Source organism: Balnearium lithotrophicum (genome assembly GCF_900182585.1).
Classification (GTDB): domain Bacteria; phylum Aquificota; class Aquificia; order Desulfurobacteriales; family Desulfurobacteriaceae; genus Balnearium; species Balnearium lithotrophicum.
This window is the reverse complement of sequence record NZ_FXTM01000019.1, coordinates 22,032-43,879: the sequence shown is the minus strand read 5'-3', so window position 1 is coordinate 43,879 and position 21,848 is coordinate 22,032. Positions and strand designations below refer to the sequence as shown.

Sequence of the window (21,848 nt, the reverse complement as noted above, 5' to 3'; positions counted from 1 at the left end):
ATCTGAGGTTGTCTTACTCTGTGGGGTCTTTTGTTTCTGTCTTTGAGGCCTTCTAAACCGTACTTTTTGTATCTATTTTTCCATTTGTAGAAGGTAGTTGGACTTATTCCGAAGTATCTGCAGGTTAGTCTTGCATTTTGGTGTTTTTCGTAGTGTTGAATCCATTTAAGTCTTTTTCTCACGTTTGGGTCTTTTGTTAGGTCGAGTTTTGTTTTGATTTTCGTTCCTCTTTTGATTGTTTTTTTGAAGGGTGTATTTGATATGTGCAGGGATGCTCCTTTGAATTTCTTTAATTGTTTCATTGGTGGACACCTCCTTTTGTTGGAGTTCAAATCTTATTTTAGGGTGTCCACCTTCTTTCTGAACTTCAACACAACAACAGTATGTTAACCTACTCTCTCCTCGTAAGTTGGTTTTTCTACTCTGTAGAATATACCTATTGGAATCCTTACATCCTCACTGTCATCGTTGTAGTCCCACTCCTTTGCCCTTTCAACTGCAAGTTCAAAGTTTGTCACATCGTGGTTAACTTCCTCCAACTTGTAGCAGTGTTTCCTGTAGAAAGGAAACGTGTTGAAGAACGTAACACAGGGCTGAAGGACATCGATAAACGAGAACCCTTTATGTTTTATGGCCTCCTTTATTAGATAAGTCAAGTGTGGTATGTCTCCGGCAAATCCACGGGCTACAAATGTCGCTCCGGATGAAAGCATAAGTAAGAGTGGGTTAATAGGGTCCTCAGGAGGACCTTCAGGAGTTGACTTTCCCTTGAATTTTGAAGGACTCGTTGGTGTAAACTGACCTGTTGTTAAACTGTAGGAGCGGTTATCGTGGACTATTGCAGTTATATTTACGTTCCTCTTTGCTGCGAAGATTAGGTGGGAAACTCCTTCGGCGTAAATATCTCCATCACCTACAAATCCAACACAGACGAGCTTGTCGTTAACCAACCTCATTCCTTCAAGGTTTGAGAGAGCTCTACCGTGTATCGAGTAGAAGCTGTTCAAATTGATGTAGTCGACAATCTTTCCGTGACATCCAATTCCCGAGGCAATTACAAAGTTCTCAACGGGTACTTCGTTGGAAAGTTCGTTAACTGCACTCTCAAAGGCCTTGAGTATTCCGAAGTTCCCACATCCGGGACACCATGTAATCTCCGCCTTTGTCTTCAAATTAAGCATCTCTCCCTCCCGATAGAAATTCTGCCAACTCCTCCTTGAAGATTGGCCTTGTATCGTACTTTCTAAACCTGTTGTTTACAGAGATTCCGTTCATTTTTAGGAGCTTCTCAAACTGTCCTGAAGGTGAGAGCTCCACAACTGTAACTTCCTCTGCTCCTTCAAGTTCGGAAAGGAGTCTCTCTGATGGGAAGGGTTCCAAGTAGTTTGGCTTTACAGCTTTGTATCCAAGCTCCTCGCCAACCTCACAGCAAACTCCCCAGTTCTCACCCCACGTAACTAAAACTCTCCTTGAACTTAAGTCCCCTCCAACGGAAACAGTGTCATCCCTTTTCCTGAAAAACTCCTCTATCGTCTTTCTCTTCCTCTCCCTCTTGTCCATCATCCTCACAATTTCTGAGGGTTCTTCAGTCGTTATTCCCTCCTCGTTGTGTTCGTAGCTCGTTGCCTTTACAACAACTCCCTTTGTTCCAGGAAAGGCAAGGGGTGAAACTCCATCCTCGGTTATTTCGTACCTTCTGTACTCTCCACTGCCACTCCAAACTTTTGGCTCCTCAACTACCTTCTCTCTAACTATCTCCTGCGTATAAAAACTCTCTCCAACGTTTTTACTTCCTAAAACTACAACGGGAACCTGAAACTTCCAAGCAAGGTTTAAGGCTTCTCTCGTTAGAAGGTAACACTCCTTAGCATCTGAAGGTGCAACAACTATTCTTGGAAAGTCTCCGTGACCTGCAAAGAGAACGAAGAGGAGGTCGGCCTGCTCTGTGTACGTTGGAACTCCCGTTGACGGAGCTCCCCTCTGAGCCTCGTATATAACAACAGGAGTTTCACTCATTCCTGCAAGGCTCAAAGTCTCGGTCATGAGGGCAAATCCTCCCCCCGACGTCCCCGTCATTGACCTTCCACCTGCGTAGGCTGCCCCTAAGACCATGTTTATTACGCCGATTTCATTCTCAGGCTGAACTACCTTTACTCCAAGCTCCCTCTTTTTAGAAGCCAAGAAGTGAAGGACGGGTGATGCAGGTGTCATAGGGTAGGCTATGTAAACGTTCAGTCCACCGTCAACTGCCCCAAGGGCAATTGCCTCACTTCCAGATATGTACTCACCCTTTATTCCCTCAACCTCTACGATTTCCTCAACTTCCTGAGAAATTTCGTAGAACCTCTTGAATATCCTCTCGTTCTCCTCGTAATTTTTTAACTCCTTAAGAACGGCTAATCCCTCTTCCTCAGGAATTCTAAATGCTTTAAGGAGAGCTCCAAGTGTTGCAGAGCTCCTCATGACACCCTTAACTTCCTTTCTTATTGGTAACCTTATTACCTTTCCATTTACCTCTTCCTTAACTCCCTCATCGAGAATCCAGACGGTTTCAGTTTTTGCATCCTCCCTGTGTCTCCTCACGCTCCTATCGTCAAGGGCAACTATGTAGTCTCCCATTTTAACGGGAGATTTCACCTCCTCGTTTGAAAACCTGACGGTTGAGAAGTTGTGTCCTCCCCTTATAAGAGAAGGATAGTCGTGATAGGTGAAGACAGAATAACCTATGTTCACTAAGACTTTGGATAGGAGATTGGTCCCTTCCTTTATTCCCTCTCCGGCCTCTCCTCCGATGATGACTGAACGCTCCATACTCCCCTCCTTATTGAATTAACAGCCCTAAAAGGGTCTGGATATACTGGTATTCCTTCACTCTTTAGAATTTCAACGGCCGTCCTAACAGAGTGACCTCCCATGAAACAACCAACAACTGCTCTTTTTGTCCTATTTCTCAATTTTATAACTTCTTGGGCAATCTCCGGTGAATCTGTCATAGATTGTGGAGTAACTATTACAAGGCAGACGTCCCAGTCCAACTTTTCAAGAACCTTAAATGCGTTCCTGTACCTGTCGGAAGTTGCATCCCCTATCAGGTCAACAGGATTTATCCTGCTCCAGTTTGGAGGAAGGTACTTTGAGAGCTCCTCCTTTACAGGACTAATCGATATAAGCTCAAGTCCAAACTCTTCAGAGTAATCGGAGGCCAGAGTTCCGGGACCACCTGCATTTGTTACTATTAAAATCCTCTTTCCTCTTAACCTTCCGTAGGTCTTCAGAAAGTTGCAAACGTCAAAGGCCTCCTCCAAGGAGTCAACGACTATTCCTCCCTTTGTCTCGATTAGGTCCCTGAACAGCTTGTAGTCACCTGCCAAAGAACCTGTATGGGAGGCCGCTGCCCTCTTACCACTCTCTCCCCTTCCTGCCTTTATGAAAACAGTTGGTTTCTCTCCGACAAAGGAAAGAAGCTCCCTTCCAAACCTTACCCCCTCAACGTAGGAAAGAATTACCTTTGTATCCCTGTTCCTCACTGCAAGTTCTATTGTTTCGGTTATCTCAATATCCGCCTGATTTCCTAGACTAACTACTTCGGAGAATCCAAACCTCTCCTCTATGGCTCTATCGACAACTGCAGTTATGAGAGCTCCGCTCTGAGACAGAAATGAAACATTCCCTGCAGGAGGCATGGACGATGAAAATGATGCGTTAAGTTTTAAGCTCGGAACCATAAATCCCAACGTATTGGGACCTAATAGCCTCATTTTGTACTTTTTACAAATCTCTTTTAACCTCTCCTCAAGCCTCTTTCCTTCCTCTCCCGTTTCTCCAAAACCTGCAGATATGACGACTGAAAGCTTAATTCCCTTCTCTCCACACTCTCTCAAGACCTCAGGAACGAGTTTTGATGGAACGGCAATTAATGAACAATCTACCTCTTCAGGAATCTCCTTAACCGATGGGTAGCACTTGAAACCTAAAACTTCCTCATACTTTGGGTTAACCGGAAAGAGCTTTCCCTTAAAGTGCTCCAGATTTCTAACTAAGGCATAACCGACTTTCTTCGGGTTGTTTGATGCTCCAATAACTGCAACCGTTTGAGGCCTAAAGATTTCACCGTCCAAGGGAGAAAACTCTTCCCTCTTCGGCAGCTCCTTTAGAAAAGCCCTCCCATCTGCAGGAACTACCCTTTCCTCAGTTATAAAGGTTGGATTCAGGTCGAGTTCGTAGATTTCTAAGTTTTCCCTTAGGAGAGTCTTTAATTTTTCTATGAAATCTAAAAAGAGCTCTAAATTACCCCTAAAGTTTCTAAATCCTTCTATAAGCCTAAACAGCTTCGTTTTCTTAAGGGAGTTTAAAGTTTCCTCCCTTGAGGACTCTAAAGGAATAAAAACAACGTCTTTAAAGAGCTCTACAAAAATTCCCCCCGTTCCTGTTCCTATTGAGTGGAGAAAAGAATCGTCCCTTTTGACTCCTACAAAGGCCTCAATGCCGGAGATTTTTTCCTCAACAATAAATTTTTCAACATCGGGAAATCTACCTTCAAACTCTTTCAACTTCTTTATTAACTCATCCTTAGAAGAAACGAAAACGACACCACCGACGTTGCTCTTGTGTAGTTTCTCCCTTGAAACGATTTTTAAAACTGCAGGGAACGTACTCCAGTTGGGAGTTTCTCCTCTCGTGAAAACTCTATACCTTGGAGTTTCTATACGGTATTTCTTTAGTAATTCGTAAACTTCGGGTTCTGTAAGTAACAATGGAAAATCCCCAATATTTTTATCCATTATACTATTAGTTTAGAGCTCAAACTCTGAACCAAGATAAACTTTCCTGACAGTTTCCTCCTTGGCAACTTCTTCGGGAAATCCCGAAGCTATCACTCTCCCATGGGCAATTATGTACGCCCTATCTGTAATTTTTAACGTTTCCCTAACGTTGTGGTCGGTGATTAAAACTCCAATGTCAAGTTCCTTCAGTTCCTTTATGAGTGATTGAATGTCTGAAATCGCTATAGGGTCAATACCCGCAAAAGGCTCATCTAAGAGGAGGAATTTTGGATTTATGGTGAGAGCTCTCGCAATCTCAACCCTTCTCCTCTCACCGCCAGAGAGGGAGGATGCCTTCTGGTTTCTCAAGTGTTCGATTCCAAATCTGCTTAAAAGCCAGTTTATTCTTTCCTCTATCTCCCCCTCTGTAAAGTTGTGCATCTCAAGGATAGCCCTCAAGTTCTCCTCAACCGTAAGTTTCCTGAAAACCGATGGCTCCTGGGGAAGGTACGATATTCCCTTCCTTGCACGAATGTAGGTAGGGTCGTTTGTTAAATCCTCCTCACCTAATAAAACCTTTCCTCCGTCGGGTTTTACCAGCCCAACGATGCAGTAGAACGTAGTCGTTTTTCCGGCTCCGTTTGGCCCCAAAAGACCTACAACTTCTCCCTCCCTTACCTCTATCGTAACCCCATCAACTACCTTCTTCTTCCTAAACGATTTTGAAATATTCTCCGCCCTCAAAACATTAAGGTCTTTTACCTCTCTTTCCACCTTTGTTTTCCTCCGGGTAAATGACAGATTTCACCTTCTCCTTTACCCCTTCAACACTAACTCTTCCGTCACGATAAGCTACAATCCTATCTCCAACAAGTAGGTTTTTACCCTGTTTCAACCTTGCGTTACCTATGAGAACAACCTTTTCCTCAAAGGGATAGTAGATGAGCTCTTTACACCAACCCTCTCCCCTCGGGTCCTTTATGTGAACGTTCCCTTTAACTCTTATCTTTCTCACGTGTTTTCCCGTCCTATCAAAGTAGACTAAGAGTTCATCGCCGGTAATTACCGTTCTTCCGTGCTGAGCTATAACGCTTCCAATGTAGTGAGCAACCTTTTCCCTGTTGTCGTAAACAAGTTTCTGCGACTCAATGACGATGGGAAGGGAGTTATTTACTGCAGAGTAGCCCTGAGAGAGTAGAATAAGAACCAAAATTAGACTTAAAAAGTACCTCATTTCTTCACCTCTTTAATTGTTGTTTTTACACTGCTGAAAATTGTAATTTTCTCCCTCTTAAATTCTATTTTACATCCCTTTCCTGTAATGTTATTGACTTTGTTAAAGTTAGCGTTGCACTTTGACTTACTTAGGAAAACTCCACTTTTTAGAAAGTACGTTCCAGAAGGAGAGAAAGCATTAAAGTTTTTACCCTTCAAACGGACATTCTTTAGAATCACTCTATTCTTATCCCTTAAAAATTCAGCACTGTCAGCCTCTATCTCAACCTTTTCCGTTAGAAAAACCTTTAACTTTGGCTTTATCAGTTTGATGGTATTTTTGTTTAAAAAAGTAGCCGTTGGAGCTCTTAAAATCCACCTGTTTTTTCCGGAAGACTTTAGAACGAACTCCTCTATCGTCTGCTTTCTATGTTTTGGAATCTTAACCTTTTCAGGGGGAGCTTCCCTGCGACTGAGAAATACGACAAGGGGTAACACGGATAGAAAAATTAAGAGAACAGCAATTTGAAAGAACTTATTCCTCATTTTTCTTCATCACCCAGTCAATAAATTCCCTAACTGCTCCTCTACCTCCATAGTTTCTTGAGACGAAATCTACCTTTACCTTAACCTCCGGAACCGCATCCCGTGGAGCTCCGCTCAGCCTTACCCTCTCTAAAAGGGGTAAATCGGGAATATCGTCCCCCATCGCAGCAGCACTTTCAAAAGTAAGCCCTTTTCTACTTAAAATATCCTCTGCTAATGCCAATTTATCGGAAACGCCCTGAAAGAGTTTTTCTATCCCTAACTCCCTACATCTTTTCTCCACTTGGCTTGAGAACCTACCTGAAATAACTACAACGTCAATTCCTGAGTTTAGAGCTCTAACAATGCCGTAGCCGTCCTTTACGTTAAACGATTTAACTTCCCTTCCGAAACTATCGTAAGTTATACTACCGTCAGTCAAAACTCCATCAACGTCTAAAAAGATGACCTTAATCACAGCGGCATTTCCTCCTCAGACAGAGCTCTGAAGCCTGTAAACTCAACATTTACGTTGATGCATTTTACACGATTTAAGTGGCAGCCGCAGAAAACGCAGAATGGATTCCAGTGGACATGCCCGTGGATTAGTAAGGAACAGTTTTTGGAGTGGTAAATCTCTGTAACTTTCTTCTGGAGCTCTAAAAATCTGTAGGTTCTCAAATCCTTAGAAGGAAAGTGGCATAGGAGGACTTTCTTTCCCCTAATTTCAATTATTTCTGAAAATTCAACAATCTCATCAAAGTAAAGAGGTAAGTTTTTAAACTTCCAGTCGTGGTTTCCCTTTATTAGAACCTTCCTTCCTGGAATCTCTGTCCAATCTCTAAGGAGTTCCTCAGAATCTACCCATGAGAAATCTCCCAAATGGTAGAGTGTATCCTGTGGTTTTAAAGTTTTCTTTAGATTTTCAAGGATTTCTTTTTCAAATTCAGGAAATCTCTTAAGAGGACAGAGTTTTAAGATGTTTTTATGAAAAAAGTGGGTATCGGAAATAAAGTACTTCATAGTGAAATTATACAGGCACCCGCAGGAAGCGGGCACCAAAATTACTCAGGATTGTTTCCTGGAAGTTGAGGAAGAACTCTTGCCTCAAGAGGAACTTCTCCCGTTAAAGAGCGTAGAAAGTCCGCAATTTTCTTAGCATCCTCGTTTGATATTTCCTTTCCAAGTTCCTTCCTTGCCATGATTTTTACAGCTTCCTCTAAAGAGTTAACTGAACCGTCGTGGAAGTAAGGAGCGGTTACTGCAACGTTGAGAAGCTGAGGCGTTCTAAACATGTACTTGTCCTTTGGATTCTTTGTTACCCTATAGCGGCCAAGGTCCTTGTTCCACTTAAACTTGTGGAACTGACCGTCTGAGAGGACGGGACCGTTGTGACAGGCTATACATCCGTACTTAACAAAGAGCTTCATTCCCTCCTTCTGTTCCTTTGTAAGAGCACTGTCGTCTCCCAATAGGTACCTCTGGAATGGGGAGTTTGGAGTATTAAGGGTTCTTTCAAAAGCAGCAATGGCCTTTACTACGTTTTCAAACGTAACGGGGTCTTTCTCTCCAGGGAATGCCTTTTTGAAGAGCTCCACGTACTCTGGAATTTCCTTAAGCCTTCTTACAACGATTTTTGGAGTTGAATTCATCTCAACGTGAGCTTGAAGTGGACCTTTTGCTTGCTCCTCTAAGGTTGGAGCTCTACCGTCCCAGAACTGAACCCTCAAAAATCCGGAGTTTAGAGTTGTTGGAGCATTCCTTCCTCCTGTTCTCCACCTATGACCAATTGAAGATTTTTGATTATCATCTCCACCTAAGGACAAGTTGTGGCAGGTGTTACACGAAATTAACTTACTCCTTGAGAGCCTGGGGTCGTAGTAGAGCATCTTTCCAAGTTTAACCTTTTCGGGGGTTAAAGGATTGTCTGCCGGTATCTTTGGAAGTGCTGGAAGTGGCTTGAAGAACCTCTTGTACTTGGAGTACTCGTCCGATGAAGTTGTAGCTTTAGAAGTAGTGTTAGTTTCAGCAGTTTTTCCGCCGTAGAGTTCGTCAGCTGCACTTTCAAAGGGTAGTGATGAAGGCATTTTCCCAACTTCTGTAGCTTTTCTAACTGCAGCTAAGAACTCCCTTTTGGAGTGGTACTTCTTTAAAAGGGTAGTTTTTGTTGGGGCTAAACTTCCGTTGTGACATCCCGAACACGACAATTCCCAGGTACCGGCATTTGCAGAAAGAACTCCTGTTAAAGTTAGCGTTAAAACAGTCAGTAATTTCTTCATATCTCCCTCCTTATTTACCTGTTAATTAACAATTATAAGTTTTTGCAAAAAATTTTCAACTATTAGAACTAAAGTTTAACACTAAAATGAAAATCGGTCGTACCGATAATAAAGAGTAGAGAACAAAACAAATTAGGAGGTAGCTATGGCACTGAGAATTAACTACAACTATCAGGCTGATTTCACTCACGTGAATTTGCTTAAAACGGAAAGGAATCTCAATACTGCCCTTGAAAGACTTTCAACAGGATACAGAATTAACTCGGCTAAGGATGATGCTGCAGGTCTCTTTATTGCTGACCAGTTAAAACTTGTTGCAAATGCCCTTGACCAAGGTTCAAGGAACGCTCAGGATGGAATTTCTGCAGCTCAAATTGCAGAGAGCTCCCTTTCACAAATCTACGATAAGCTTGTTACCATGTACACAAAAGCCCAACAGGCAGCTGCTGACACCAATGATGCCAATGCAAGGCAAGCTTTACAGAAAGACATTCAGAAACTTGTAGATGCTATTGATAAAATAGCTTCTACTTCTGAATTTAACGGATTAAAGCTTTTAGATGGTACTTTTCAAAATAAGGTTATTCATTTTGGACCAAGGGCAGACCAGACACTTTCAATTTCCATTGACAGTGCAAGGGCAAAGGATTTAGGAGCCTATGTTGTAAATGGGACAGGACAAAGCGTTGCTTACCAAGATACGTTAGCTAATACACTAACTAATAATCCTGATTACGAATTTAAGACAACAGAAACAATCAATATAGGAGGAGTTACTCTTACTCCTACAAACAATGAAATTACTGACGCTAAAAGAATAGCCGATTTCGTGAATAATAATGAAACTCTCAAGGAATTGGGATTTCAGGCTACAGCTAAAAACAAAAGTGTAGCGGATAATACGTGGCAGAACATAGCAGTAGGCTCCGATGATTCTGTTACTTTCAATTTCTACGTTGGTCCCGAAGAAAGTCCTGACTTTAGCATTACATATACTGGAGGAAGTACCATAACTCTTGATGATTTAATCCAGAAGATTAATTCTGAAGCAGCCGCTAAAGGTTTGGATTTAACAGCAAAAGCAGAAAATAATAAGCTCGTTTTAGAAACTAATGGGGAAACTGTAGCTATCGAAGCCTCAGTCACAGCAGGAGGTACTGCTGGAAATACTTCATTTAACCTGGGTCAATTTATACAGGGTGGTTCATCAATCACTGTTGATGATAGTAATACAAAAGGCACTGCAATAAAGGTAGGTGATTTAACGGTTTTAGCTCCAGAATCCTATGCATACGATTTTACTGGTGTCAGTAGTGCTTTAGGACTTACCTCTGCAACAGGAACAGCGTTGCTCAACAACCTAAATTCTCTTGATGTGACAAACAATGCTAATGCAGAGCTTGCTATGAAAGTTATAGACACAACCATTAAAAAAGTTGATTCTATGCGTTCAAGTTTAGGTTCTATTCAAATAAATCTCCAGGCTATTGTTGACAACAACAACTTTGCAGCTACTCAGACAAGAGAGGCTGAGTCAAGGATTAGGAACGTTGACTTTGCTAAGGAGATGGCTGAGTTTACAAGACAGCAAACCCTCATGCAGTCTGGTATGGCTATGCTTGCTCAGGCAAATCAGCTTCCACAGCTCGTTCTTCAACTTCTCAGATAATATTTGGGGGCTCCTGCCCCCTTTAGTATAATGGTTTTTAAAGAATAGAGGAGAGTAAAAATGGATGTTAAATCTATCCAGAACATAGATTCAGCTCGCCAAATCAACTCCCAAAACCTTCAAGCACTTGACCAAAAAAATCAGGTCAGAATTCAAAAGGAAACAATAAAGCAACAGGAAGAAAAAATTGAAAAACTTAAAAATGAGAAGGTATCTCCAGAAGTTGTGGAAAAAGTCTTGGAGGAACTTAGAAAAAAACTGTCCATGTTGAATACTCAACTTCAAATAAAAATAGATAAAGATACGGATATAACTGTAGTAAAAGTTGTGGACAAACAGACCAATAAAGTAATAAGACAGATACCTCCAGAGTACGTTCTTAAAATAGCTAAATATTTGGACGAAATAACTGGACTTCTCCTTAGAGAGAAAGCTTAAGAGGTTAAAATGGCTGGCGAATTCTACATAAGTAATTTAACAGGTGACTTTGATTACCAAAGTTACCTTGATAAATTGAAAAGCATTAAAATGATTCCTGTTCAGCAGCTTCAGTCCCAGGAGCAGCTTGTATCGGCAAAGATAAAAGCTCTATCTGATATCCATTCAAAGCTTAAGGCATTCTTAAAAACAGTTGAGAGTTTATCTTCAGAAGAAACTTACAACATTCTTAAGGCTTCCGTTTCAAATTCTGACGTTGCATCTGCTTCAGTCACTGGAAATCCTGTTGAAGGAACCTACGACGTAGAAGTTTCACAACTTGCCAGGGCAAATACCTATAAAGTTGGAACTGTAAATTCTATAACGAATTTAGATTCTCCAATTTCTAAAAATGGAACTTTAACAATATCTTACAAAAGGAACGGAACAGAGAAGAACTTTTCAATTGATTACGGTGGAAAAACTTTAAGGGAAATTGCTGAAGAGATTAACAACTCTGGCGATTTAAAAGCATCAATAATAAATGTAGGAACAAACGATAATCCAGATTACCAACTTATGATAACCTCCACCGAAACAGGCATTGAAAATGAGATAACAGGAATAGACGACAATCTTAATCCTGGAGATGATTCAGACGGCGTATTTAGCGAGGATTCAAGTAAGACCTATGAAACCGTTTCTGCTCAGGATGCAGAAATCTCTATCAATGGTATTCAATTTTCAAACCCTACAAATACTTTTGACTCTGCAATAAATGGAATTTCTATTACAGCGAAGGAAACAGGAACAACTACTTTAACTGTTGATAGGGATTATTCAAAAATAAAGTCTTTAGTAAAGGATTTGCTAAAGGAATACAACAATCTACACGATACCATTTCAAAATACACTGCAAAAGGTCAACCGTTACAGGGAGAGTACAGTTTACACACAATAGAAAACACAATTTTCAATATGATAACCAACAGTCTTGGAAAGTACGGTATTCTTGATACTGAAGGAACTATTGAAAATACGAAGGGACATTTAACTTTAAAGGAGGACATGTTTGATGATTTTATGAAAAGGGATAATGCAAAGGATATCCTCATGAACCTTGGAAGTTCTATTGACTCTTACGTTCAAAGTTATGACGTAAACCTTACTAATGAGGAAAACAACTACAGAAATAGAATTAATGATATTGATAATAGAGTAAGATTTATGACTGATATGATTAACAAAGAAATTGAATCAATGAGGATAAGGTTTGCAAAGCTACAGACTTATCTTTCTGAGATGAAATCAGTTCAGATGAGAATCCAGAGTTTTGCTGCGTCACTATCACAGTCAAAAGAAAATAAAACTTAGGAGGTAAATTTTGAGAAACCCGTATGCCACATATATGAAAACAGAGGAAGAAGTTTTAACTAATGAAGGATTACTTTTAAAAGCTTATGAGGAAATGATAAGCTTGTTAAATATTTCTATCTTCGCAATAGACGAGGGAGACGTAAAAACAAAGGCAGAGTCACTGACAAAGGTAACAAATGCCCTATCAGTTATGCAGGCCTCCTTGGATTTTGAGAAAGGAGGAGAAATAGCTAAAAATTTAGATAAACTTTACGATTTTTGTATTTTAGAGCTTGTAAAAGCAAATGCAACGAACGATAAAGAAAGAATAAAAAACGTAAAGGAAATCTTAGAAACAGTCTATTCAGGATTTAAAGAGGCTTTGGAAAATAATGAAAGTAAATGAAATAAAATCTCTCCTTAGAAAACATCTCTCTCTTTTAAACGCCGAGAAAATAGAAAACATTGACCTTCTTTACGAAGATATTTCAAAAATTAAAACATTCCAATTGGCCAATATTTCTGAAGAAGAAAGAAAGGAAATTTCTGATTTGATAGATAGTGTTATTGCAAAAGCAAGTGAAGTTCAGGAAAAGCTAATTGATAGGATGAATGAGCTTTACTCGTCAAAGGTTGCTGTAAAAGCGTATAATAAAAAACTATGATTTTAATAACTGGGACGGACACTGGAGTTGGAAAAACCTACTTCACAGTTTCAATTTTACGCTATCTTAGGGAAAGGGGAAAAAACGTTTGTGGCTTAAAAGTTGTAGAGACAGGATGTAATCCCCTGTGTGAGGATGCAGAAAAAATCTCAAGGATTTGTAATGGAAAACTCCCTCCGATATACAAATTCAAAACTCCCGTAGCTCCTGCAGTTGCTTCGGAAATAGAGGGAGTGAAAATTGACACTTATAAACTTAAAGAAAAATTAAGGAAGTTCTCTGAGAACTACGATGAGGTTTTCCTTGAGGGCGCAGGGGGACTGCTTGTTCCAATAACGTGGAACTACACGTTTCTTGACCTTGCAAGGGATTTAAGTGCTGAAGTCATTGTTGTAGCTCTTAATAAATTAGGAGTCATAAACCACACTCTTTTAACAGTAAGAGTCTGTGAGTGTGAAGGTGTAAATGTAAAAGCTGTTATTTTGAACAATAGGGAAAAGTACGATGAAAGTGTTGAAACGAACTATAGCAGTTTAAAGAAATTACTCAACGTTCCCGTCTACCTCTTTTCTTCATACGAGGATTTATCTAACTTTGGTGAGGAAATAGTTGACTAATTTCTGGAGGAATTATGGAAACCTTAACGATTCTTTACGATAACAGAGCTCTCCCCCCATTCTTGCCAGACTGGGGATTCTCAGCACTTATTGAGCTTAAAGAGGAGAGTATTCTCTTTGACACAGGGGCAAAACCTGAAGTTTTAAAGAAAAATATGGAAACCGCCGGTGTTGACCCATCATCAATTGATAAGGTCTTTATATCCCACAACCACTGGGATCACGTTGGAGGACTGCCCTACGTACTGAGTAAAAACGGTTCAGTAGAGATTTACGTCCCTGAAACTGACTGCTTTGAAATTGAAAAGGAGCTCCCTGAAACTGCCATTTGTGTTCCTGTTTCAGCTCCAACCTACATCTCTGAGAGAACTCTCTCAACGGGAATCCTTCCAACAGGCCTTGAGAAGCCCTCTGAGGAACACTCCTTAATTGTTTTTACTGAAAGGGGAGCTCTCCTGATAACAGGGTGTTCTCATCCTGGGATTGTGGAAATTGCAAAAAAGGCTGTTTCTTTAATTGGAGAAACCCTCTTTCTAACCGTTGGGGGATTTCACCTCTACAAATCTACAGATGATGAGATTTTAGAGGTTTGTGAGGAGCTGAAAAACTTCACCCAGTTTGTAGCTCCCTGCCACTGTACAGGTGATAGAGCCATATCCCTTTTCAAGGAAAACTGGGGAGATAGATTTATAGAGGCAGTTGCAGGGTTGGAAATTCCCTTGTCGGAGGAATAAATGTTTGATGCTTTAGCCGAAAGGATTCAGTCTACACTTGAAAAGTTTGGAAGAAAAGGTCGAATAGATAAGGAGACTTTAGAAAAGGGATTGAGGGAGATAAAACTTGCCCTCCTTGAAGCAGACGTAAACTACAAGGTGGTTTCAAATTTCATTTCTGATATTAGAGAAAAGGCCTTAGGAGCAGAGGTTGTCAAGGGAGTAAATCCTGCACAACAGCTCGTAAAAATTGTTCACGATGAGCTTGTAGAGGCTTTGGGCGGTGAGGAAGCTAAGTTAAACTTAAAAAACAAACCTGCAGTAATTTTACTAATTGGTCTTCAGGGTTCCGGTAAAACAACAACTGCTGCAAAACTTGCAAATTTCCTAAAAAAGCAGGGAAAAAAGGTTCTGTTAACCTCTGCAGACGTCTATAGACCTGCGGCAATGCTCCAGCTTAAAAAGTTGGGGGAAAAGATAGGAGTTCCCGTATTTTTAGAGGAGAATGAAAAGGATGCCGTAAAGATTTCAAAGGATGCTCTAAAGAAGACAAGGGATGAGAACTACGATGTTCTCATAATCGATACAGCTGGAAGGCTACACATTGATGAGGAACTCCTTGAGGAGGCAAGAAGAATAAGGGAGGAGACAAATCCTGATGAAGTTCTATTCGTTATAGACGCAATGACAGGTCAGGAAGCTGTAAACATTGCAAAGGCCTTCAACGATGCCGTTGGAATGACGGGGATTATCCTTACGAAGATGGATTCAGACTCAAGGGGAGGAGTGGCGCTATCTGTTAAGGGGGTAACTGGAAAGCCTATAAAGTTTGCAGGTACAGGTGAAAAGATAGAGGACTTTGAACAGTTCTATCCCGATAGGGTTGCATCGAGAATTCTTGGGATGGGAGATGTTGTCAGCCTTGTTGAAAAGGCTCAACAGGTTATAGATGAGAGGGAAGCCCTTTCTATGCAGGAAAAACTCCTGTCCGGAGAGTTTACTTTAGAGGACTTCAGGCAGCAGCTTAGAATGATTCAGAAGCTCGGTCCCATTCAGCAGATTATAAGAATGATACCAGGGCTTGGAAGCCAGAAAGTTTTGAAACAGGTTCAACAGGCAATAGATGACAAGAAGCTAAAGAGAATAGAGGCAATAATAAACTCAATGACTCCAGAGGAGAGGAGAAACCACGCAATAATAAATGCAAGTAGAAAGAGGAGAATTGCTAAGGGAAGCGGAACGAGTGTAAAGGAGGTTGATGCCCTAATAAAGCAGTTTGTCCAGATGAAAATGGCCATGAAACAGATGAGGAAGATGCAAAAAAAGATGGCCAAAAGGGGGAGAAAGTTTCCATTTCCCTTTTTCTAAGGAGTTGAATTGAAGTAGTTTTGGACTAAAATTAGACTTCAAAATTTCAAAATAGGAGGAGAAGGTTGGTTAAGATAAGGCTTAAAAAGATGGGAAGAAAGAAACTTCCCGTTTACAAGATTGTTGTTGCCGAAGCTATGTCCAAGAGGGATGGAAGGGCAGTTGATATCTTAGGAACTTACAATCCAAAGTCAAAGGAACTTCAAATTGATGTTGAAAAGGTAAAGGAATGGCTTTCAAAGGGTGCTCAGCCAACCCCCAGAGTTGCTTCACTCATCAAGAGAGCTCTTCAATAAGGAGGTGGAAGATGTCTGCACTGAAGGAAATCGTTGAGTGTGTTGCTAAGAGGCTTGTGGACAATCCGGATGCAGTTTCAGTAAATGAGACTGAAGGGGAGAGAACTGTAGTAATTGAACTAAAGGTTGACCCTAAAGACCTTGGAAAAGTTATTGGTAAACAGGGAAGAACTGCAAAAGCTTTAAGAACAATACTTTCAGCTGCTGCAGCTAAACAGGGTAAGAAGGCCGTTCTTGAAATAATAGAGTAGCGGAGCTCCGCTACTCTATTTCCCTTAAAATATTTTCCAAATTGTCTATTACGTTATCAGCACTGTTTTCTTTTGTGATACGAAAATGTTTAAGCTTAAGGTTTATTAGTATATTTTTATCACTGTAAGTTTTTGTCTTTATATGGAGTAACATTTGGTTCAAGCGGTTGATTACAGCCTCCTCATCCTTCTCGCTCTTTAAGATAAAAATAATACCCATGCTGGATTCATTAACCCTAAATAGGATATCTGTAGGTCTGATTCTATTATCCAAATAACTTAGAATATCGTTTGTGAGAAACTTTTTGTCAGAAGTTGAAATATCCTCCCCTAAAATATCTATTTTAATGCCTGCACATACTAAGACTTCTTCACTTCCATACTTCAGTCTGTTAATCAATCTCTCAAGTTTATACTTAACAAACTTTATCTTAGGTATTAAACTCTCCTTATCAATCAAAGACTCATAGTCTTTTACCTCTGTTTCAAGTAGTTTCATCAAATATTCAATCTCACTTAATCTATCAAGACCACTTTTTAACAGGTCATAGAGTTCTTTTAACTTTTCCTCTCCATGGTATCTATCCAAAGCCTCCTCCTAAATCTACCTAAAGATGGATTCCCTATCGGGAACCTTAGCCCAGTCCTCTAAGAATCTTTCGATTCCTATGTCTGTTAGAGGGTGCTTAGCAAGTTGTTTTATTACTTTGTAAGGGATAGTAGCAATATCAGCTCCAATGAGTGCAGCCTGTAAAACGTGCTGAGGGTGCCTTACACTTGCAACGATAATTTCAGTTTCAAAACCGTAGTTTTCGTAGATTTGAACAACCTGAGAGATAAGTTCCATTCCGTCATGCCCTATATCGTCTAACCTTCCAACGAAAGGGGAGACGTAAGTTGCACCGGCCTTTGCTGCCAGTAATGCCTGAAGCGGTGAAAAGACGAGTGTAACGTTTGTCTTTATTCCCTCCGATGAGAGTATTTTAACTGCCTTTAAACCCTCTGTTGTCATTGGAATTTTGATAACTACGTTATCTCCCAACTTTGCCAACTGTCTTGCCTCATCAACCATTCCCTGAGTATCAAGGCTGACGACCTCTAAGCTGACAGGTCCAGGAACAATTTCTAAGATTTCCTTAGCTACTTCTAAAAAGGGTCTTCCGGTCTTTGAGATTAGTGTTGGATTTGTAGTAACTCCGTCTATCAAACCCATTTCCATTGCAGATTTAATCTCATTAACATCAGCAGTATCGATAAAGAACTTCATCCTCTACCTCCTATCTTGTAAATTTAAAAGAACTGTAGTCCAATTCACCACTTTTAACCTGAAAGATTAATAAAGCTATTAGTATAAGTATAACAAAGAGTTCTCCTATTTTACCCGTTTTAAACAGTTTGAAGGAAAACCTTGGATAGTACTTTGTACTGTAAGGAATACCTAACGGAGTTAAAGCATCCAAAAAGAGATGGGAAAAGTAACCAACAGTAAACGAGAGAAGGTTCAATCCCAAACTTTTGTTGAGAAAGTCCTTTACAGTAATAGAAACAAAAAGAAGAACTATTGGTATTAAAATATGGTGAGTTATGCCCCTGTGTGAGTTAAAGAGGGTTCTCTGATTGGGAAAAGGAAGCCCCTTTTTTAAATCAACGTCAGGAAGAATAGAACCTAAGATAGAAGGGAGAATCGGTAAGTTGAAAAAAGATGCAAAAACTACCCCTGCAAGAATGTGGCTTCCAAAGGTCATCTGATAAGACCTCTAATGAAGGGATTTTCACGGAGCTCTTCGCCAATCGTTGTTTTCTCTCCGTGTCCTGGAATTAAAACTGTGTCTTGAGGGAGCTCCTTTAAAACTTTAAATATTGACGATTTAAGTTGGGAAAAATCGCTCATAGGTAAATCGTACCTTCCTATGCTTCCCTTAAAAATCAGGTCACCTACAAAGGCAACTCTGTCCGTTGGTGAGTAGAGAACTATACTGCCGGGGGAGTGTCCTGGAGTATGGAGAATTCTGAGTTCGGAATTTCCCAACTTAAGAACGTCACCTTCATTAACAGTTCTATCAGGAGCAGGTGAGTATTCGGCCCCTGCCATGAGTCCTATTTCACTCTCTACCCAGAAGTTCAAGTTTCTCTTTGCCTCCGGATGCATAATCAGTTTTGCTTCTGGAAACTTTAGTTTTGCCCATGCGTTTGCAGCTGTGTGGTCGGGGTGTTCATGGGTGTTTATAACGTAGACAACGTTCAAATTTTCCCTATCAACAATATCCTCTATATCCTCTAATACCTCCTTACTTCCAGGGTCCACAACAGCAGCTTCTTTCGTTTCCTCATCCCAGAAAAGTATGGTATTGACTAAAAATGGAGCGTTTGGAAACACTTTTACCCTCATCACTCTCCCTCTAAAACGATAAATTCTGAGACTTCTTCAAGGTCTATGTACTCGTTTGCAGCAGAGATTATCTCCTTTGCCGTTATTGATTTAAAGGAAATAACCTCAACTTTTATCCCCTTTGCCTTGAGAAAGTTTATTAAATCGACAAAGTCCCCATCTCCGCTCATTAAAACAACAACGTCAACCTTCCCGTTCTCAGCCATTGCAATTGCATCGATTGCAATTCCCATGTCCCAGTCGGCCTTATACTCAACTCTGTCCCAGTTGTAGAACTTCTTTGGCTCCTTCAGTTTGACCTCGTAGCCGATGTTTCTCAAAACGTGGATGAAGCCGTCCTGATTGACCCTATCAAGGTTAACCAAGTAGGCTATTGCCCTGTAGAGGGTTCTCCCCCTAAGGGCAAGTTCCAAAAGGTTCTTAAAGTCAACCTTTTTATTTATGGAGTGCTTTGCTCCGTAGTAAATGTTCTGCATATCGACAAAGATTGCTACAGAGAGATTTTTTCTATCCCTGTCCCTCTCTATCAAGTCCTGAGCCTTCAACTTCTCCTCCTATATCGCAGGTGTATGTATTCCAGACTGCCAACGGTGGTTCGCAGTGGGGATTCCTCTTAAGCTCCTCTAAAAATTCGTCCAAATCATCCTTAGGTATCAACTTCATTCCCATTCCGTAAGCGGATAAGGCATATATAACTCCCTTTCCCAAGGGAAGGTTGTTTACAGCCACACAGTTAACACCCTTCTTTGCAAGGAGTTCTACAAGCTCTATGCACCTTCCATACTTTATTTTTACAGCAGGATTCTCAAAAACCTCTACCCTCCTCCACTGGTTGCCCTCCCTTTCAAGAATGAGAACTTGGGGGCACTCTGCAAACTTACTGCAAACCCTGTTTCCAGAGACAAAAATAGCGTACTTCTTTTCCTCCCTCTCCTCAGGTTCAAAGTGGATAATTATCTTCTCTATAAATGGAACCTCCCTCTTAACCTTAGCCTCAACCTCGTGAACTACTCTGTGAGCCCTTTTAAGGTCGTTCGTTCCAACCTTTACCTCTGCCTCGATGAACTTGTAACTGCCGGAGCTCCTTCCAGTTATCTCCTTAACCTCCTTAACAAGGGGATGGGAGAGCAGCAATTTCCTTATCCTCTCGAGGCTATCTCTGTCAATTGAAGCATCCAACAAAACCTTTAATGCCTCAATGAGAATTTCGTAACCTGCGTGGAAGATAAAGAGGACAATGATTAGAACGGCTACCTTTTCAACGATGGGATATCCTAAGTAACTTCCGACAACTCCAACTAAAACGACGAGGGCTGAGAACATATCTGTCTTAATGTGCTCCGAATCGGCTATAAGACTTGGAGAGTTAAGTTCCTCCCCCTTTCTTCTCTCAAATTTTGAAAAGAAGTAGGTTACGAGGATGGTTATCAGAACTGCACCTACAGCAACGGGGAGGTTTTCTATCCTGTGGGAGCTCCCCTCAAAGAAGGTTTCCTTTAGAATTTCATAACCTGCAAAGAATATAGCAAATGCACTTAGAAGGGAAACAAAGTTTTCAACCTTGTAGAGGCCGTAGGGAAACTCTTTAACCTTCATATTTGCCATAACTATACCTGCATAGACCGAGAGGGAGGCTGCAAGGTCTGCCAGAGAGTGAATTCCATCTGCAATAAGAGAATGAGAACTTGAAACCAAACCGGCTGAGAGTTTAAGAACAGTCAGAAAGAGATTTACAAAAACAGAGTATAGAGCAACTTTCCTCTTTTCCCTAATGATTTCCATCTAAAACTCCGGGTCTAAAATGCTGTCAAGAACAGAGTTTACCTTACTTTTCCTCTCTCTGTACTTTTTCCACTCCTCAACGGCATTTATGTCGTTTCCTCCCCTCTTTGCTCTTGCCAATCTTATCTTCACAAGTGCGGGAACTGAAATCATCTGTCCCATGAGGAGAGCCTCTCCAACGTTTAGAGAGGGAAGCTGGTTGACGAGGTCGGCACTTAGGGACTCTGAAGCCTGCTGAACGTGTCTCTGGTCTCCCGGTTCCACAAGCCTTAAGATTATCATGTTGTTTGCCTGGGAGAGTGCGTTTGAATCCAAGGCTTTCGGTCTTTGAGTAACCAAACACAGGCCGAGGCCAAACTTCCTACCTTCCCTCGCAATCCTTGAAATCCAGTACCGTGAGCGGGTGTTTATCGTTGATGAAGCAAGTATGTGGGCCTCCTCAAGAACCATAAAGAGGGGAAACTCCAATCCGTTTCCTTCCCTAATGAACCTCTTTCTTGCATCAAGGACGTTTCTTAAAACGTGACTTACAACAATGTCTGCAATCTTCTCATCAACGTGGGAAAGGTCTATCACATTTAACCTTCCAAACTCTATCTGTTCTACTATCGGTGACTGGTTGAGGGCAAAGAGCTCCCCGTAGGCCTCCTTCATATCCTCAACCTTGTTAAGAACCCCGGTTATTGACTTTCTATCGTCCTTATAGTTTTCATCGTTTGCCCACTCGGTTAGTTTTCCCTCAAGGTAACCCCAGAATTCCTCAGCTTGAATAGTTCCATCTGAAATTGCCTCTATCGTTTCTTTAAAAGCTCTCCTTAAGTACCTGTCCTGTATGTAGGCACTGTCGTCAACGTTTGCAAAGAGCCTAAACTCGTGATAGCTCAGCTTAACAGGATTGAGAAAAAGGTCAATTCTTTTGACAACGAGAGCTCCGTTCTTCTCCATTTCAAAGTTTACGTACTCTCCGTGCATATCAAAAACGAGGATAGTTCCATCCTTCTCCAAGAGTCCTTCAAGAATTACCGAGACAGTGTTTGACTTTCCTCCTCCCGTTATTGCAAGAACCGCAAGGTGCCTTGTAACTATGCTGTTGACATCTATATAAACTGAAACCTCAGGTCTTGTTAATAGGTTCCCCACCTCTATCTTGCTCTCTCCCTCCTCTCCAAAGACCTTCTTTAGTGTCTCGCTACTTGCTTCGTAGATAACCGTTCCGGGCTCAGGTGGTATCCTTGGAATAAACATCCTCCTATCTGGGTCCCCAAGTATTGATACCTTTCCGTAAAAAATTGAATTCCCCTTTGAGAACTTTCTGACCTTTTCAACGTCCTCAGGGTCTAACTCACTTGTCAAAGAGCGGTTGAGCCTCTTAATCTCCTTAACAAAACCTAAAACGTTGTAGCCATCGTAACTAAGTTCAACGTAGTCACCTAAAGCTACCTTACTACCACTTATAAACTCAGCTTCCGAAGTTGTAATTTCCCCTACACAAACGCCTATCGTTTTTCTTTCCATACTTTCCTCCATCAGTATTCAGAAGTTA

27 protein-coding genes are annotated in these 21,848 nt (G+C 41.0%); 10 read left to right on the top strand and 17 right to left on the bottom strand.

Features of this window, described 5'->3' with window-relative positions:
* From FN732_RS07485 to FN732_RS07440, 10 genes are all read right to left on the bottom strand, one after another.
* The coding region (locus FN732_RS07485) for a helix-turn-helix domain-containing protein (protein ID WP_142934556.1) at positions 1–302 on the bottom strand (302 nt) is incomplete at its 3' end.
* An 84-nt stretch (positions 303–386) separates the two neighbouring features.
* On the bottom strand, positions 387–1,181 hold the full coding sequence (locus tag FN732_RS07480) for a thiamine pyrophosphate-dependent enzyme (RefSeq protein WP_142935943.1): 795 nt from the start codon (positions 1,179–1,181) through the stop codon (positions 387–389).
* Entirely contained in the window at positions 1,174–2,811 is a 1,638-nt protein-coding gene (locus FN732_RS07475; protein WP_142935942.1) for a 2-oxoacid:acceptor oxidoreductase subunit alpha, read from the bottom strand. Before FN732_RS07475 ends, FN732_RS07480 begins: the two co-directional genes overlap by 8 nt.
* Positions 2,766–4,781: an acetate--CoA ligase family protein gene (locus tag FN732_RS07470; RefSeq protein WP_142935941.1), complete on the bottom strand. Its 2,016-nt coding sequence runs from the start codon at positions 4,779–4,781 to the stop codon at positions 2,766–2,768. Before FN732_RS07470 ends, FN732_RS07475 begins: the two co-directional genes overlap by 46 nt.
* A gap of 12 nt (positions 4,782–4,793) precedes the next feature.
* Positions 4,794–5,537, bottom strand: a complete 744-nt coding sequence (gene lptB, locus FN732_RS07465) for an LPS export ABC transporter ATP-binding protein (protein WP_185954285.1) — start codon at positions 5,535–5,537, stop codon at positions 4,794–4,796.
* Positions 5,512–5,997 carry an LptA/OstA family protein gene (locus tag FN732_RS07460; protein WP_142935940.1) on the bottom strand — a complete coding sequence of 162 codons (486 nt, stop codon included), beginning with the start codon at positions 5,995–5,997 and terminating at the stop codon, positions 5,512–5,514. The genes lptB and FN732_RS07460 overlap by 26 nt, the downstream gene beginning before the upstream one ends.
* On the bottom strand, positions 5,994–6,524 hold the full coding sequence (gene lptC / locus FN732_RS07455; protein WP_142935939.1) for an LPS export ABC transporter periplasmic protein LptC: 531 nt from the start codon (positions 6,522–6,524) through the stop codon (positions 5,994–5,996). Before lptC ends, FN732_RS07460 begins: the two co-directional genes overlap by 4 nt.
* On the bottom strand, positions 6,514–6,981 hold the full coding sequence (locus FN732_RS07450) for a KdsC family phosphatase (RefSeq protein ID WP_142935938.1): 468 nt from the start codon (positions 6,979–6,981) through the stop codon (positions 6,514–6,516). The genes lptC and FN732_RS07450 overlap by 11 nt, the downstream gene beginning before the upstream one ends.
* Positions 6,978–7,526, bottom strand: coding sequence for a metallophosphoesterase family protein (locus tag FN732_RS07445; protein WP_142935937.1), 549 nt, complete (start codon positions 7,524–7,526; stop codon positions 6,978–6,980). The genes FN732_RS07450 and FN732_RS07445 overlap by 4 nt, the downstream gene beginning before the upstream one ends.
* 41 nt (positions 7,527–7,567) lie before the next feature.
* Positions 7,568–8,782, bottom strand: a complete 1,215-nt coding sequence (locus FN732_RS07440) for a cytochrome-c peroxidase (protein WP_142935936.1) — start codon at positions 8,780–8,782, stop codon at positions 7,568–7,570.
* Positions 8,783–8,927: 145 nt separating this feature from the next.
* Between FN732_RS07440 and FN732_RS09725 the strand changes: the two genes are divergently transcribed.
* The 10 genes from FN732_RS09725 to FN732_RS07390 all read left to right on the top strand — a co-directional run bounded on the left by FN732_RS09725 (position 8,928) and on the right by FN732_RS07390 (position 16,134).
* Positions 8,928–10,451, top strand: a complete 1,524-nt coding sequence (locus FN732_RS09725) for a flagellin N-terminal helical domain-containing protein (RefSeq protein WP_142935935.1) — start codon at positions 8,928–8,930, stop codon at positions 10,449–10,451.
* A 60-nt stretch (positions 10,452–10,511) separates the two neighbouring features.
* Positions 10,512–10,889, top strand: a complete 378-nt coding sequence (locus FN732_RS07430; protein ID WP_142935934.1) for a flagellar protein FlaG — start codon at positions 10,512–10,514, stop codon at positions 10,887–10,889.
* 9 nt (positions 10,890–10,898) lie between these two features.
* A complete protein-coding gene (gene fliD / locus FN732_RS07425) occupies positions 10,899–12,242 on the top strand; it encodes a flagellar filament capping protein FliD (RefSeq protein ID WP_142935933.1) in 1,344 nt (447 codons plus the stop codon).
* A 10-nt stretch (positions 12,243–12,252) separates the two neighbouring features.
* A complete protein-coding gene (gene fliS / locus FN732_RS07420) occupies positions 12,253–12,630 on the top strand; it encodes a flagellar export chaperone FliS (RefSeq protein WP_221928612.1) in 378 nt (125 codons plus the stop codon).
* Entirely contained in the window at positions 12,617–12,889 is a 273-nt protein-coding gene (locus FN732_RS07415; RefSeq protein ID WP_142935932.1) for a hypothetical protein, read from the top strand. Before fliS ends, FN732_RS07415 begins: the two co-directional genes overlap by 14 nt.
* Complete coding sequence (gene bioD, locus FN732_RS07410; protein WP_142935931.1) at positions 12,886–13,506, top strand: dethiobiotin synthase; 621 nt, start codon at positions 12,886–12,888, stop codon at positions 13,504–13,506. Before FN732_RS07415 ends, bioD begins: the two co-directional genes overlap by 4 nt.
* 14 nt (positions 13,507–13,520) lie before the next feature.
* Complete coding sequence (locus tag FN732_RS07405) at positions 13,521–14,240, top strand: MBL fold metallo-hydrolase (protein ID WP_142935930.1); 720 nt, start codon at positions 13,521–13,523, stop codon at positions 14,238–14,240.
* Complete coding sequence (gene ffh / locus FN732_RS07400; RefSeq protein WP_142935929.1) at positions 14,241–15,587, top strand: signal recognition particle protein; 1,347 nt, start codon at positions 14,241–14,243, stop codon at positions 15,585–15,587.
* A 65-nt stretch (positions 15,588–15,652) separates the two neighbouring features.
* On the top strand, positions 15,653–15,883 hold the full coding sequence (gene rpsP, locus FN732_RS07395; protein ID WP_142935928.1) for a 30S ribosomal protein S16: 231 nt from the start codon (positions 15,653–15,655) through the stop codon (positions 15,881–15,883).
* A gap of 11 nt (positions 15,884–15,894) precedes the next feature.
* The gene (locus tag FN732_RS07390) at positions 15,895–16,134 is read left to right on the top strand and encodes a KH domain-containing protein (protein WP_142935927.1); all 240 of its coding nucleotides are present in this window, start codon (positions 15,895–15,897) and stop codon (positions 16,132–16,134) included.
* Positions 16,135–16,144: 10 nt separating this feature from the next.
* On the opposite strand, the gene FN732_RS07385 is transcribed toward FN732_RS07390, so the two are convergent.
* The 7 genes from FN732_RS07385 to FN732_RS07355 are packed head-to-tail and all read right to left on the bottom strand — an operon-like array spanning position 16,145 to position 21,820.
* The gene (locus FN732_RS07385; RefSeq protein ID WP_142935926.1) at positions 16,145–16,723 is read right to left on the bottom strand and encodes a hypothetical protein; all 579 of its coding nucleotides are present in this window, start codon (positions 16,721–16,723) and stop codon (positions 16,145–16,147) included.
* A gap of 15 nt (positions 16,724–16,738) precedes the next feature.
* Positions 16,739–17,401, bottom strand: coding sequence for a fructose-6-phosphate aldolase (gene fsa, locus FN732_RS07380; RefSeq protein WP_142935925.1), 663 nt, complete (start codon positions 17,399–17,401; stop codon positions 16,739–16,741).
* 10 nt (positions 17,402–17,411) lie between these two features.
* Positions 17,412–17,879 (bottom strand): metal-dependent hydrolase, encoded by a 468-nt coding sequence (locus tag FN732_RS07375; protein WP_142935924.1) that lies wholly within the window; start codon positions 17,877–17,879, stop codon positions 17,412–17,414.
* On the bottom strand, positions 17,876–18,523 hold the full coding sequence (locus FN732_RS07370; protein ID WP_142935923.1) for an MBL fold metallo-hydrolase: 648 nt from the start codon (positions 18,521–18,523) through the stop codon (positions 17,876–17,878). Before FN732_RS07370 ends, FN732_RS07375 begins: the two co-directional genes overlap by 4 nt.
* On the bottom strand, positions 18,523–19,068 hold the full coding sequence (locus FN732_RS07365) for a LabA-like NYN domain-containing protein (RefSeq protein WP_142935922.1): 546 nt from the start codon (positions 19,066–19,068) through the stop codon (positions 18,523–18,525). Before FN732_RS07365 ends, FN732_RS07370 begins: the two co-directional genes overlap by 1 nt.
* Entirely contained in the window at positions 19,031–20,305 is a 1,275-nt protein-coding gene (locus tag FN732_RS07360; RefSeq protein WP_142935921.1) for a cation diffusion facilitator family transporter, read from the bottom strand. Before FN732_RS07360 ends, FN732_RS07365 begins: the two co-directional genes overlap by 38 nt.
* Positions 20,306–21,820, bottom strand: a complete 1,515-nt coding sequence (locus FN732_RS07355) for a helicase HerA domain-containing protein (RefSeq protein WP_142935920.1) — start codon at positions 21,818–21,820, stop codon at positions 20,306–20,308.
* Positions 21,821–21,848: the final 28 nt, after the last annotated feature.

Excerpts from the sequence above, each read along its gene's own strand:
- FN732_RS07480 (WP_142935943.1), bottom strand. The coding sequence starts at position 1,181 with ATGCTTAATTTGAAGACAAAGGCGGAGATTACATGGTGTCCCGGATGT.
- FN732_RS07475 (WP_142935942.1), bottom strand. The coding sequence starts at position 2,811 with ATGGAGCGTTCAGTCATCATCGGAGGAGAGGCCGGAGAGGGAATAAAG.
- FN732_RS07470 (WP_142935941.1), bottom strand. The coding sequence starts at position 4,781 with ATGGATAAAAATATTGGGGATTTTCCATTGTTACTTACAGAACCCGAA.
- FN732_RS07460 (WP_142935940.1), bottom strand. The coding sequence starts at position 5,997 with ATGAGGTACTTTTTAAGTCTAATTTTGGTTCTTATTCTACTCTCTCAG.
- lptC (WP_142935939.1), bottom strand. The coding sequence starts at position 6,524 with ATGAGGAATAAGTTCTTTCAAATTGCTGTTCTCTTAATTTTTCTATCC.
- FN732_RS07445 (WP_142935937.1), bottom strand. The coding sequence starts at position 7,526 with ATGAAGTACTTTATTTCCGATACCCACTTTTTTCATAAAAACATCTTA.
- FN732_RS07440 (WP_142935936.1), bottom strand. The coding sequence starts at position 8,782 with ATGAAGAAATTACTGACTGTTTTAACGCTAACTTTAACAGGAGTTCTT.
- FN732_RS09725 (WP_142935935.1), top strand. The coding sequence starts at position 8,928 with ATGGCACTGAGAATTAACTACAACTATCAGGCTGATTTCACTCACGTG.
- FN732_RS07430 (WP_142935934.1), top strand. The coding sequence starts at position 10,512 with ATGGATGTTAAATCTATCCAGAACATAGATTCAGCTCGCCAAATCAAC.
- fliD (WP_142935933.1), top strand. The coding sequence starts at position 10,899 with ATGGCTGGCGAATTCTACATAAGTAATTTAACAGGTGACTTTGATTAC.
- FN732_RS07415 (WP_142935932.1), top strand. The coding sequence starts at position 12,617 with ATGAAAGTAAATGAAATAAAATCTCTCCTTAGAAAACATCTCTCTCTT.
- bioD (WP_142935931.1), top strand. The coding sequence starts at position 12,886 with ATGATTTTAATAACTGGGACGGACACTGGAGTTGGAAAAACCTACTTC.
- FN732_RS07405 (WP_142935930.1), top strand. The coding sequence starts at position 13,521 with ATGGAAACCTTAACGATTCTTTACGATAACAGAGCTCTCCCCCCATTC.
- ffh (WP_142935929.1), top strand. The coding sequence starts at position 14,241 with ATGTTTGATGCTTTAGCCGAAAGGATTCAGTCTACACTTGAAAAGTTT.
- FN732_RS07390 (WP_142935927.1), top strand. The coding sequence starts at position 15,895 with ATGTCTGCACTGAAGGAAATCGTTGAGTGTGTTGCTAAGAGGCTTGTG.
- fsa (WP_142935925.1), bottom strand. The coding sequence starts at position 17,401 with ATGAAGTTCTTTATCGATACTGCTGATGTTAATGAGATTAAATCTGCA.
- FN732_RS07375 (WP_142935924.1), bottom strand. The coding sequence starts at position 17,879 with ATGACCTTTGGAAGCCACATTCTTGCAGGGGTAGTTTTTGCATCTTTT.
- FN732_RS07370 (WP_142935923.1), bottom strand. The coding sequence starts at position 18,523 with ATGAGGGTAAAAGTGTTTCCAAACGCTCCATTTTTAGTCAATACCATA.
- FN732_RS07360 (WP_142935921.1), bottom strand. The coding sequence starts at position 20,305 with ATGGAAATCATTAGGGAAAAGAGGAAAGTTGCTCTATACTCTGTTTTT.
- FN732_RS07355 (WP_142935920.1), bottom strand. The coding sequence starts at position 21,820 with ATGGAAAGAAAAACGATAGGCGTTTGTGTAGGGGAAATTACAACTTCG.